The organism is Achromobacter agilis (assembly GCF_900496965.1).
GTDB classification, from domain to species: Bacteria; Pseudomonadota; Gammaproteobacteria; order Burkholderiales; family Burkholderiaceae_B; genus Achromobacter; species Achromobacter agilis.
This window is the reverse complement of sequence record NZ_UFQB01000003.1, coordinates 181,267-193,125: the sequence shown is the minus strand read 5'-3', so window position 1 is coordinate 193,125 and position 11,859 is coordinate 181,267. Positions and strand designations below refer to the sequence as shown.

At 68.3% G+C, this 11,859-nt stretch carries 8 protein-coding genes; 3 read left to right on the top strand and 5 right to left on the bottom strand.

What is annotated here, in order from left to right; translation table 11 throughout:
* Positions 1-17: 17 nt before the first annotated feature.
* The 4 genes from AGI3411_RS04950 to axyZ all read right to left on the bottom strand — a co-directional run bounded on the left by AGI3411_RS04950 (position 18) and on the right by axyZ (position 5,264).
* Positions 18-1,817: a gamma-glutamyltransferase family protein gene (locus AGI3411_RS04950; protein WP_129526289.1), complete on the bottom strand. Its 1,800-nt coding sequence runs from the start codon at positions 1,815-1,817 to the stop codon at positions 18-20.
* 151 nt (positions 1,818-1,968) lie between these two features.
* Positions 1,969-3,459: an ABC transporter substrate-binding protein gene (locus AGI3411_RS04945; protein ID WP_129526288.1), complete on the bottom strand. Its 1,491-nt coding sequence runs from the start codon at positions 3,457-3,459 to the stop codon at positions 1,969-1,971.
* Between the two features lie 216 nt (positions 3,460-3,675).
* Positions 3,676-4,572, bottom strand: coding sequence for a LysR family transcriptional regulator (locus AGI3411_RS04940; RefSeq protein ID WP_129526287.1), 897 nt, complete (start codon positions 4,570-4,572; stop codon positions 3,676-3,678).
* 53 nt (positions 4,573-4,625) lie between these two features.
* A complete protein-coding gene (gene axyZ / locus AGI3411_RS04935; protein WP_129526286.1) occupies positions 4,626-5,264 on the bottom strand; it encodes a multidrug efflux transcriptional repressor AxyZ in 639 nt (212 codons plus the stop codon).
* A 208-nt stretch (positions 5,265-5,472) separates the two neighbouring features.
* Here axyZ and AGI3411_RS04930 point away from each other — a divergent pair, with 208 nt between their 5' ends.
* The 3 genes from AGI3411_RS04930 to oprZ are packed head-to-tail and all read left to right on the top strand — an operon-like array spanning position 5,473 to position 11,177.
* Positions 5,473-6,648 carry a MexX/AxyX family multidrug efflux RND transporter periplasmic adaptor subunit gene (locus tag AGI3411_RS04930; RefSeq protein WP_129526285.1) on the top strand — a complete coding sequence of 392 codons (1,176 nt, stop codon included), beginning with the start codon at positions 5,473-5,475 and terminating at the stop codon, positions 6,646-6,648.
* 6 nt (positions 6,649-6,654) lie between these two features.
* Complete coding sequence (locus AGI3411_RS04925) at positions 6,655-9,792, top strand: multidrug efflux RND transporter permease subunit (RefSeq protein ID WP_129526284.1); 3,138 nt, start codon at positions 6,655-6,657, stop codon at positions 9,790-9,792.
* Positions 9,789-11,177, top strand: coding sequence for a multidrug efflux RND transporter outer membrane subunit OprZ (oprZ, locus tag AGI3411_RS04920; protein ID WP_129526283.1), 1,389 nt, complete (start codon positions 9,789-9,791; stop codon positions 11,175-11,177). Before AGI3411_RS04925 ends, oprZ begins: the two co-directional genes overlap by 4 nt.
* On the opposite strand, the gene AGI3411_RS04915 is transcribed toward oprZ, so the two are convergent.
* Positions 11,172-11,843 carry a helix-turn-helix transcriptional regulator gene (locus AGI3411_RS04915; RefSeq protein ID WP_129526282.1) on the bottom strand — a complete coding sequence of 224 codons (672 nt, stop codon included), beginning with the start codon at positions 11,841-11,843 and terminating at the stop codon, positions 11,172-11,174. The genes oprZ and AGI3411_RS04915 overlap by 6 nt on opposite strands.
* Positions 11,844-11,859 lie beyond the last annotated feature (16 nt).

The window sequence follows — 11,859 nt, the reverse complement described above, 5'->3', positions numbered from 1 at the left end:
GCCCGGGTTGCGGCAGATCAGCGGCCGATTGCGTAGGCCTGCATCAGGCGCGGCGTGGCGGCCGCGTGCAGCAGCCCGTCGGCGTCGCGCGATGCCGCGGTCAGGCGGCCCACGGACCACTCCGGCACTTGCTCGATCTGGTGCCCGCGCTGGCGCAGCGCCTCGATCGCCTCGGATCCGAAGCTGGCCTCCACCGCCAGATGCCCCGGCTTGCGGTCCCGCGGGTAGAAGGACGTGGGGAAATGCATGGTGTGGGACATGGGCAGGTCGATCGCCTCCTGCAGATTCAGCCCGTGGTGGACGTGGCGCAGGAAGAACAGCAATTGCCATTGCTCCTGCTGGTCGCCGCCGGGCGTGCCGAATGCCAGGTAGGGCTTGCCGTCGCGCAGCGCCAGCGAGGGCGTGAGCGTGGTGCGCGGACGCTTGCCCGGCGCCAGCGTGCCGGGCAGCCCCTCTTCCAGCCAGAACATCTGCGCGCGCGTGTTCAGCCCGAAACCCAGTTCGGGGATGACGGGCGAGGACTGGAACCATCCGCCGGACGGCGTGGCCGAGATCATGTTGCCCCAGCGGTCGATGACGTCGACGTGCGTGGTGTCGCCCCGCTTGGCCGAAGCGCGCATATCGGCCAGCGTGGGCTCATTGGTGGCGCTGCCGGGCGCGGAGACCTGCGACAGACGCTCCAGCGTGTCCATGACACGGGCCACCTGCGCCTCGAAGCCGGGCACGCGGCCGGGCAGGAGGTCCTGCGACGCCATTTCGCCGATCAGCGCGCGGCGTTCGTCGTTGTAGGCGTCGGACAACAGGTGCTCCAGCGGCACGTCGACGAAGGCCGGATCGCCGTAATAGGCCTCGCGGTCGGCAAAGGCCAGCTTCATGGCTTCCGTGACCCGGTGCACGAATTCCGCGCTGGTCGGGCCCACGCCGGCCAGGTCCATGCCCTTGAGCAGCGCGAGCGTCTGCAGGAAGACCGGGCCCTGGCTCCACGAGCCCGCCTTGGCCACGGTGTAGCCGTGGTAGTCGTAGGTGACCGGCTTGTCGTAGCTGGCGGACCAGCCCGCCAGGTCGTCCGCGGTGATCACACCCCGGTGGGTGGAGCCGCTCTCGTCCATGACGTCGGTGCCGCGCGCGAAGCGTTCGATCTCTTCGGCCACGAAGCCCCGGTAGAACGCGTCGCGCGCCGCCTCGATCTGGCGTTCGCGGTCCGCGCCCGCGCTCTCGGCCTGCTTCAACACGCGGGTCCAGGTGCGGGCCAGCGCCGGATTGCGGAACAGCTTGCGGGCCTGCGGCACCTTGCCGCCCGGCACGTAGACCTGGGCCGTCGTCGGCCAGTAGGTTTCGAAAAAGTCCTTCAGGCCGGCGATGGTATTGGAAATGCGCGGCATCAGCGCATGGCCATGCTCGGCGTAATAGATGGCGGGCTCCAGCACGTCGCGCACGCGCATCGTGCCGTGGTCGCGCAGCAGCAGCATCCAGGCGTCGAAGGCGCCCGGGATGACCGTGGCCAGGAGCCCGTTGCCCGGGATCAGCTTCAGGCCTTCGGCGCGGTAACGCTCCAGCGTGGCCGCGGCCGGCGTGGTGCCCTGGCCGCACAGGACCTCGACGCGGCCGGTGCGCGCCGAATAGAACACGGCGGGCACTTCGCCGGCCGGCCCCACCAGGTGGGGCTCGACCACCTGCAGCACGAAGGCCGAGGCGACGCAGGCGTCGAACGCATTGCCGCCGCGCTCCAGGAGCGACATGCCGGCCGCGCTAGCCAGCCAATGGGTGGAGGTCACGACACCGAAGGTGCCGAGAATTTCCGGACGCGTTGTGAACATGGCTCACCCCCTACCCGCTGCGCGGGCCCCCTCAAGGGGGCAACGCCTACGGACCGGCAAAGCCGGATCCGTGACGTCCCCGATGTACCGCGCTACGTTGGTACTGTTGCTCGCTTGCACATTCGGCACGCTTGATGGCATAGCCATGGTTCTACCTCACATTTTTCAGGCGGATCAGGCCATCGGGGTACGGGACAAAACCTTCCAGCTTCTTCTGCACGCCGAAGGTCCACGGCAGGTAGAACAGATAGACGATGGGGCGCTGGTCCTGCATGGCCGTCAGCACCTGATCATACATGGCGCGGCGCTTGGCCTCGTCGGACTCGGCACGGGCGTCGTTGAGCAGCTTGTCCACGGCGGGATCGCAGAACTTGCCGTCGTTCAGGTTGCCCTTGCAGCTCACGTACTGGTGGATGTTGCCGCTGGGATCGACCCGGCCCGACCAGCCGCTCTGGCCCACTTCGAAATCGCCGCGGGCGAGCGAGGACTGCAGCGACGCGAACTCCACCGGACGCAGGGTGATGTCGAAGCCGGCTTCGGCGCCCATGGCCTGCACCAGTTCGAACACCTGCTGCATGGTCGTGTTGTTGCCGAAGGTGATCTCGAACTTGACGCGGTCGAACCCGGCTTCCTTCAGCAGGGCCTGCGCCTTCTTCGGATCGCGGCCCTTGTGCTCGAAAGCGGTGTTGTAGGCAAAGCTGGCCGGCGGGAACGGCTGGTAGGCGGGCTGGAACATGCCCTCGCCGACCACCTGGTTCAAGACGTCGCGGTCGATCGCCAGATCCAGCGCCTGGCGCACGCGCTTGTCCTTGGCCAGCGGGTTGTTGGCGCGCGCGCCGTTGCCCAGGTTGACCGAAATCGACTGGAAGCCCAGGCCCGTGACCGGCGCCAGGCGCAGGTTCTTGTCGTCCTGGACGGCCCTGGCGTCGCTGGGCGCCACGCGCTCGATGATGTCCAGGTCGCCCGCGCGCAGGTTGTTCAGGCGCACCGTGGTGTCGGGGATCGGCGTGAAGATCAGGCGATCGAAGTGATAGTTGGCCGCATCCCAGTATTTGGGAAATTTCTCGAGCACGATGCGATCGTTCTGCACGCGCTCTTTGAACTGATAGGGGCCCGAGCACACGGGCTTGCCGCCTGGGTCCTTGTCGAACGTGGCGGGCGACATCATCATCCCGGCGCGGTCCGACAGCTGCGACAGCAGCGACGCATCGGGCTCGGACAGGTTCAGCACGACGGTCTCGGCGTCCGGCGCCTCGACGCTGGCGACCGTGGCCAGCTCGCTCTTGCGGTTGCTGTCGGGCTGGGTGCGGGCGCGGTCCAGGTTGGCCTTCACGGCCGCGGCGTTCACCGGCGTGCCATCGTGGAAGACGGCATCCGTGCGCAACTTGAACGTCAGGACCTTGTTGTCGGGGCTGATCGTCCAGGACTTCGCCAACTGCGGCACGATCTTCAGGTCCGGCGTGATTTCCACCAGCTTATCGCACAGCGAGGCGAAGACGATGCGGCCGACAAAAGTGCGGGCGCGCACGGGATCCAGCACGTCGGGGTCGTCCTGCAGGCCGATACGCAGGGTGGACTGGGCTTGCGCCAATCCGCCGGCCAGCATTCCCGCCATGGCCATCGCGAGGCAAAGTTTACGCATGAATATCTCCGTCGATTCAGGTCGGCCTGCTTCCCCGCGCACCGCCGGCACGCCGCCTGGCATGGAGGAACAGACCCGAGCCGTGCTGCACCGCCGGGCCCATCCCCGTTGCGCACGTTCTTGTTGGATTCTGCGCCAGGCGCGCGGCGATTGTATAGAGCGCAGGCTGTCGGCCGCCTAAATGCCCCTGGCGGCGGCCGCCTTGCGGACGTGCGCTCAGGGAATCCGGCAAGGCGCCGAGAAATCCACGGCGGCCCGGACCTCGTCGCGCAGCTTGGCGACGAGCGGCCGGGTGTCGTCGCGCCGGTACTGGAACGCGTAGGGCAAGGCCGCCAGCGGCGGATCGCAATCCAGCACGCGCAGGCTGCCTTCGGCCTGGAGCGCCGCGGCCCAATGGCTGGGCAGCAGCCCGACGCCCGTGCCCTCGATCAGCAGGCCGACCACCGCGCCCCAGTTATTGCAACACAGGCGTTCCCCGCCGGCATCCCGGCCCGCGAGCCAACCGTCGATGATGCGCGTGGTGCCCGCCCCTGCCGGCAATGTCACGAGCGGCAAGCGCTCCAGCAGGCCGGGATGCATGCGGGTGGCACCCTCCAGCACGGCCGGCGAGGCCGACCAGGAGAAATCGGCCTGCCCGATGGGCGTGGACGCGATGCCGGGCCGCGACGAGCTGCCCGCAATGACCGCGAAATCCAGTTCGCCGTCGGCCACACGCTGCTCCAGCACCTGGCCGATATCGACGTAAGGCTCCAGCACCAGGTCCGGATAGGCTGCGCGCACGCCGCGGATCAGCCGCGGCAGCCAGGTCAGCGCGGTCAATTCGCCCACGCCGAAGCGGCAGCGGCCGCGCAGCCCCGGACTTTCCGCGAGCGAGGCCCGCACCCGCTCGGCCGCGGCCAGCAGGTCGCGCGCCTGGGGCAGGAGACGCAGGCCGGCGTCGGTCAGCACCGCTTTGTGTCCGCTGCGGTCGAACAGCGGCTGGCCAAGGGTCTCCTCAAGCTCGGTGATGCGCTTGGACAGCGACGACACCGACAGGTGCAGGCGCTCGGCAGCCACGGCGAAACTTGCGCAGGTGGCGGCCCAGTAGAAGGCTTCGAGTTGCTTGAGGGTCATGCCGCGATTGTAGGGGCGCCCGGCTCAGGGGCGCCCGGCTTAGGGGCGCCCGGCTATGCGGCTTGCGGCAATTGCAGGTGCGACGAGAGGCGGAGCGTGTCGATGGCGGCGCGCAGCATGCGGTCGACGCGCGGCCAGAGATCGCCCTTGAGGCGGTCGGACCAGCACAGGCTGTCAAACACGCCGTCGACCAGGGAATGCAGATAAATGTTGGACAGCCGGATGTCCAGCGCGCGTGGCAGGTCTTCGCGCTTGACGGCCGCCCGCAGCAATTTCTCGGATGTGCGCAGGGCGTGCCGTTCCCAGAGGTCGCGGCGGCGCAGGAGCGGCGCGTTCTCGTCGCTGCGTTCGCACTTCAGGTACAGGATCTCCAGCACACGCTGCACCGATCCCTCCTCCGCGTAGATCTGGATGTACTGCCGCATCGAGGCATACAGCGCCTCCAGCGCCTCGCCGTCGGTCGAGACCTGGGTCAGCGGCGCGGCCTCGCCAAGCGCGCGGTCGCACATAGCGATACAGACGTCAATCTTGTTCTTGTAATGGCCGTAGACGGCGCCCCGGGAAACGCCCGCGTGATCGGCAATATCGCTCATGGTGGTGCCGGCCACGCCTTTGGACAGGAACACGCGCTCCGCGGCATCGAGGATGCGGGTGCGGGTGCGTTGGGACTCTTCTTTCGTCTTGCGGGCCATGCGGAAACCTCCCCTAAAAAAAACGGCCTCCGGGTCAGAGAGCCGCCTTTCCGTGTTGTGTGAATAAGTGTGAAGCCGCGAGCATACTTTCGAACAAAGTAATTAATCAAGCATGACGGATTAAATGCTAGACTCGCCTCCCCACCTGGAAAGTTGGCGCCTTTCCGCATTCCAGCCCCCCGCGGGCGCATCACAACAATTTTAAAAAATGAAGCACCGAGTCTCCTTGCTCAAATTCGCCCTTTTGTCCGTATCAATTCTTATTACCGCCTGCTCCGAGCCGGTGGCCCAGGAGGCGGCGCAGGCCCCGGCCGAGGTCGGCGTCATCGTCGCGGCCGCCACCCCCACCAGCGTCGCGACCGAATTGCCGGGCCGCCTGGAGCCCTATCGCGAGGCCGAGGTGCGCGCCCGCGTGGCCGGCATCGTCACCGCGCGCCTGTACGAAGAAGGACAGGACGTGACCCGCGGCGCCGCGCTCTTCCAGATCGATCCGGCGCCGCTGCAGGCCGCCTACGATTCCGAAGCGGCGAACCTGGCGCGCGCGCAGGCCAATCTGTCGGCCGCAGCCGACAAGCTGCGCCGGTACGCGGACCTGGTGTCCGACCGCGCCATCAGCGAACGCGATCACGCCGAGAGCGTGGCGCAGGAACGCCAGGCCCGCGCGGAGGTCGCGCTGGCCCGCGCCAACCTGCAAAGCGCCAGGCTGAAGCTGGGTTACGCGCGCGTCACCTCGCCGATCGACGGCCGAGCGCGCCGCGCCCTGGTGACCGAGGGCGCGCTGGTGGGCGAAGGCCAGGCCACGCCATTGACGATGGTCCAGCAGATCGACCCCATCTACGTGAACTTCGCGCAGCCGGCCGCCGAGGTCATGCGGCTGCAGAAGCAGATCCGTGCGGGCACGCTGCAAGGCGTGTCGCCGGACCAGGTGCGGGTGCGGCTGTTGCTGCCCGACGGGTCCGAGTACGGGCGCGGAGGCACGCTGTCCTTCGAGGACCTGGCCGTCGACCCCGGCACCGACAACGTGACCATGCGGGCGCTGTTCGACAACCCGGACCGCGATCTGCTGCCGGGCATGTACGTGCGGGTGCGGCTGGAGCAGGCGATCAACCGCGACACCTATCTGGTGCCGCGCGATGCCCTGCTGCGCAACGCCGAGGGCGCCCACGTGCTGGCGGCCGGCAAGGAGGGCGAGCTGCGGCAGGTCGCCGTAGAAGCCCATCGCCTGCAGGGCCCCAACTGGATCGTCACGCAAGGCCTGGAAGGCGGCGAACGCATCGTCGTCGAGAACGCCGCCCAATTGGCGGCGGGCCAGAAGATAAAACCGGTAGAGCGGCCCGCGCCCGGCGCACAGGCGCGGCAGCCCGCTCCCGGCCAACAAGGATAAGCCGCCATGGCGCGTTTCTTTATCGATCGCCCCGTCTTCGCGTGGGTGATCTCCCTGCTGATCGTGCTGGTCGGCATCCTGTCAATCCGCGCATTGCCGGTGGCGCAATACCCGGACATCGCGCCGCCCGTGGTCAACGTGGGCGCCAGCTATCCCGGCGCCTCGGCCAAGGTGGTCGAAGAGGCGGTCACCGCCATCATCGAGCGCGAAATGAACGGCGCCCCCGGGCTGATGTACACCTCCTCGTCCAGCGATTCGACGGGGTGGGCCAGCATCAACCTGACCTTCAAGCAAGGCACCAACCCGGACCTGGCGGCCGTGGAAGTCCAGAACCGCCTGAAGGCCGTGGAGCCCCGCCTGCCCGAGGCCGTGCGCCGCGACGGCGTGCGCGTGGAAAAGGCCGCCGACAACATCCAGCTGGTGGTGTCGCTGAAATCGGACGGCGCGCTGGACGATATGCAGCTGGGCGAGCTGGCGGCCTCGAACGTGCTGCAGGCCCTGCGCCGCGTGGAGGGCGTGGGCAAGGTGCAGTCCTTCGGCGCCGAGGCGGCAATGCGCATCTGGCCCGATCCGGCCAAGCTGACGGCCCTGTCCCTGACGCCAGGCGATCTCGTCGCGGCCCTGCGCAGCCACAACGCGCGGGTCACCATCGGCGAACTCGGCAACCAGGCCGTGCCCAAGGACGCTCCGCTGAACGCCAGCATCGTGGCGGCCGAATCCCTGCATACGCCCGAGCAGTTCGCCAATATCCCGCTGCGCGCGCAGCCGGACGGCGCCACCCTGCGCCTGAAGGACGTGGCCCGGGTGGAGCTGGGCGGCACCGACTATATGTACCTGTCACGCGTGAACGGCATGACCGGCACGGGGCTGGGCATCAAGCTGGCGCCGGGCTCGAACGCGGTCGACACCACCAAGCGCATCCGCGCCACGATGCAGGAACTGGCCCAGTATTTTCCGCCGGGCGTGACCTGGGACATTCCGTACGAGACGTCCACGTTCGTCGAGATCTCCATCCAGAAGGTGCTGATGACCCTGCTGGAAGCCGTGGCCCTGGTGTTCTGCGTGATGTACCTCTTCATGCAGAACTTCCGCGCCACGCTGATTCCGACGCTGGTCGTGCCGGTGGCGCTGCTGGGCACGCTGGGCGTGATGCTGGGGCTGGGCTACTCCATCAACGTGCTGACGATGTTCGGCATGGTGCTGGCCATCGGCATCCTGGTGGACGACGCCATCGTGGTGGTCGAAAACGTCGAGCGCATCATGGCCGAGGAAGGCCTGCCTGCGCGCGAGGCCACTGTGAAAGCCATGCGCCAGATCAGCGGGGCGATCGTGGGCATTACGGTCGTGCTGGTGTCGGTGTTCGTCCCCATGGCGTTCTTCGACGGCGCGGTGGGCAACATCTACCGCCAGTTCGCCGTGACGCTGGCCGTGTCGATCGCCTTCTCCGCATTCCTGGCGCTGTCGCTGACCCCGGCGCTGTGCGCCAGCATGCTGCGGCCGATCGCCGCCGGACACCAGGCGAAACGCGGCTTCTTCGGCTGGTTCAATCGGGCCTTCGCCCGCCTGACCGCGCGCTACACGGCGCGCGTGTCCGGCGTGCTGGCCCAGCCCGTGCGCTTCGGCCTGGCCTATCTGGCGGTGCTCGCCGTGGCGGCGCTGCTGTTCGCGCGGCTGCCATCGTCGTTCCTGCCCGAGGAAGATCAGGGCAGCTTCATGGCCATGGTCATCCTGCCCCAGGGCTCTCCGCAGGCCGAGACCATGGCGGTCGTAAAGGACGTGGAACGCTACATGATGGAACACGAGCCGGTCGAGTACGTGTATTCGGTCAACGGCTTCAGCCAGTACGGCAGCGGCCCGAACTCGGCCATGTTTTTCGTGACCCTCAAGGACTGGAAGCTGCGCCGCGACCCCGGCCTGCACGTGGACGCCGTGGTTGAACGCATCAATGCCGCCTTTGCATCGCGCAAGAACGTCATGGTGCATGCGCTGAACTCGCCGCCGCTGCCGGACCTGGGCTCCACGTCGGGCTTCGATTTCCGCCTGCAGGACCGCGCCGGCGTCGGCCATAAAGCCTTGGCCGACGCCCGCCAGCAGCTGCTGGCGGCGGCGTCCAGGCATCCCGCGATGACCGAGGTAGTGTTCGCCGGCCAGGAGGACGCCCCGCAGCTGGAGCTGCGCGTGGACCGCGACAAGGCGCAGGCCATGGGCGTGACCATGGACGAGATCAACACCGCGCTGGCGGTGATGTATGGATCGGACTACATCGGCGACTTCATGCTCAATGGCCAGGTGCGGCGCGTGACCGTCCAGGCAGACGGCAAGAGCCGCGTCGACGTGGACGATGTGTCGCGCCTGCACGTGCGCAACCTGCAGGGCCAGATGGTGCCGCTGTCCGCCTTCGCCACGCTGGACTGGTCGATGGGGCCGCCCCAGCTCAACCGCTACAACGGCTTCCCGTCCTTCACCATCAACGGATCGGCGGCCCCTGGGCACAGCAGCGGCGAGGCCATGCGCGCCATGGAGGCGCTCGCGGCGGACCTGCCTCGCGGCATCGGCTTCGACTGGTCGGGCCAATCCTATGAAGAACGGCTCTCCGGCAACCAGGCGCCGATGCTGTTCGCCCTGTCGGTGCTGGTGGTGTTCCTGGCGCTGGCCGCGCTGTACGAAAGCTGGTCCATCCCCCTTGCGGTGATCCTTGTGGTGCCGCTGGGCGTGATCGGCGCCCTGCTGGGCGTGACCGTGCGCGGCATGCCCAACGACATCTACTTCAAGGTCGGGTTGATCGCCACCATCGGCCTGTCGGCCAAGAACGCCATCCTGATCGTGGAGGTCGCCAAGGACCTCGTGCGCGACGGCCAGGGCCTCGTGTCGGCCACGCTGGAAGCGGCGCGGCTGCGGCTGCGGCCCATCGTGATGACCTCGCTGGCCTTCGGCGTGGGCGTGCTGCCGCTGGCGCTGGCCACCGGCGCCGCCTCCGGCGCCCAGGCCGCGATCGGCACGGGCGTGCTGGGCGGCATCATCACCGCCACGGTGCTGGCCATCTTCCTCGTGCCGCTCTTCTTCCTTATCGTGGGCCGCGTGCTGGGCATGCGCGTCCGCCCCGCGCGCCCCGAAGGCCGCGAAACGCTGGAGACCTCGCCATGAAGGCTATGGCCCCCCCCTTGCTGGCGCTGGCCCTGGCCGGCTGCTCGCTGGCTCCCGTCTATGAACGCCCGGCCGCGCCGGTGCCGGCCGCCTATGGCACGCCGCCCGCGGACGGTCAGGCCGCCACGCCGCAAGACTGGCGCGGCTACTTCAACGATCCGGCGCTGCAAGCCTGGATCGACGCCGCGCTGAAGAACAACCGCAACCTGCGGGTGGCGGCCCTGCGCATCCAGGAAGCCCGCGCGCTGTATGGCGTGCAGCAGGCCGACCGGCTGCCGTCCATCGACGGCACCGGCGAATTCAGCCGGGGACGCGTCGCCGAACCTGGGCAGCCGGGCATGCCGGTGTCCAACCGGTACCGCGCCGCGGTCGGCATCGCCGCGTTTGAGCTGGACTTCTTCGGACGGGTAAAGAGCCTGAGCGATGCCGCGCTGTCCCGTTACCTGGCCAGCGAAGAGGCGCATCGCGCGGCCACGCTGTCGCTGGTGTCGGAAACCGCCACGGCGTACTTCAACCAGCGCTCGCTGGCCGAACAGCTGCGCCTGACGGACAGCACGCTGGCGCTGCGCGAAGCGACGCTCAAGCTCACGCAGCGGCGCTACGACGCCGGACTGGAAACGGCCATGGGCCTGCGCACCGCGCAGATGCTGGTGGAATCGTCCCGGGCGACGCACGCCGAGCTGAGCCGGGAATACCGCCAGGCTGTGCATACGCTGGGGCTGCTCGCGGGCGACTTCTCGCTGCCGCCGGACACGGACGCCGTTACGCTGGAAAGCCAGAGCCTGACGCCGCTGGCGGCGGGTCTGCCGTCCGCCCTGCTGGCGCGGCGCCCGGACTTGCGGCAGGCCGAGGACGCCTTGCGGGCCGCCAACGCCGACATCGGCGCGGCGCGAGCGGCCTTCTTCCCGTCCGTGCAGCTGACGACCGATATCGGCACCACGGCGGGCAGTTTTTCCGACCTGTTCGGCCATGGCACCGGAAACTGGGTGTTCGCGCCCAAACTCACGCTGCCGCTTTTCAATGCGGGGCGCAACCGCGCCAACCTGTCGCTGGCTGAAGCCCGCAAGAACATTGCCGTGGCGCAATACGAGGGCAGTATCCAGCAGGCCTTCCGCGAAGTGGCCGACGCGCTGTCCGCGCGCGACACGCTGCGCGACCAGATCGACGCGCAGCGCAAGGTGCGCGACGCCGACCGCGAGCGCCAGCGCCTGGCCGAACGGCGCTATGACCGCGGTGTGGCCAGCTACCTGGAAATGCTGGAGGCGCAGCGCAGCCTGTTCGAATCGGAGCAGGAATACATCCGGCTGCAGCAGCGCAGGCTGGTCAATGCGGTGGATCTGTACAAGGCCCTGGGCGGATGGGACCAGGAAGCCGGTCCCTCATGAGCGGGCGGCGGGGCCGCGCTTGCGCACCCGGTACGCACAACGGCGGGCGCCGGTAAGAATGTGCTCTTCCCGCTCGACCACGACCTCGTCGCCCAGCACCTTGTTGAAGAGTTCGAGCTCGCTGCGGCAAAAACCCATACAGGCCTTGGCCGCGGAGCAGATCGGGCAATGGTTTTCGATGAACAGGAAGTCCGCGCCGTCCTTGCGCAGTTCGGCCATATAGCCTTCCGCGCTGCGGACCTCCGCCAGGCGTTCCAGCCGGCCCTTCAGGCTGTTGGCGCCCCGCATGGCCTCGCGATAGCTGCCGAGCATGGCGGCTTCGCGTACCTGGATCAGCTTGTCCACGCCCTCCTCGCCGAACACCTGGCGCACGGCGCCGATCATCTGCACCGTCATCTCGGCATGCGTGTCCGGGAAACGGGCGTGCCCGGCCTCTGTCAGGAACCAGATCTGGGTAGGCCGGCCACGGCCCGCGCTGCGGCTTTCCGAATCGACCAGCCCGTCGGCGTGCAGCCGCGCCATCTGCTGGCGCACCGCCTCGGCCGTCACGTCCATGGCCTTCGCGATGACCGCGACGGACTGGGGGCCGCGCGTTTTCAGGGTCATGAGTACGCGGTCCGCGGGTTGATGCGGCCAGGCAGTGGGATGGGACAGGCTGTCAGACATGGGTGTATGAAGTTCC

Excerpts from the sequence above, each read along its gene's own strand:
- AGI3411_RS04950 (WP_129526289.1), bottom strand. The coding sequence starts at position 1,817 with ATGTTCACAACGCGTCCGGAAATTCTCGGCACCTTCGGTGTCGTGACC.
- AGI3411_RS04945 (WP_129526288.1), bottom strand. The coding sequence starts at position 3,459 with ATGCGTAAACTTTGCCTCGCGATGGCCATGGCGGGAATGCTGGCCGGC.
- AGI3411_RS04940 (WP_129526287.1), bottom strand. The coding sequence starts at position 4,572 with ATGACCCTCAAGCAACTCGAAGCCTTCTACTGGGCCGCCACCTGCGCA.
- axyZ (WP_129526286.1), bottom strand. The coding sequence starts at position 5,264 with ATGGCCCGCAAGACGAAAGAAGAGTCCCAACGCACCCGCACCCGCATC.
- AGI3411_RS04930 (WP_129526285.1), top strand. The coding sequence starts at position 5,473 with ATGAAGCACCGAGTCTCCTTGCTCAAATTCGCCCTTTTGTCCGTATCA.
- AGI3411_RS04925 (WP_129526284.1), top strand. The coding sequence starts at position 6,655 with ATGGCGCGTTTCTTTATCGATCGCCCCGTCTTCGCGTGGGTGATCTCC.
- oprZ (WP_129526283.1), top strand. The coding sequence starts at position 9,789 with ATGAAGGCTATGGCCCCCCCCTTGCTGGCGCTGGCCCTGGCCGGCTGC.
- AGI3411_RS04915 (WP_129526282.1), bottom strand. The coding sequence starts at position 11,843 with ATGTCTGACAGCCTGTCCCATCCCACTGCCTGGCCGCATCAACCCGCG.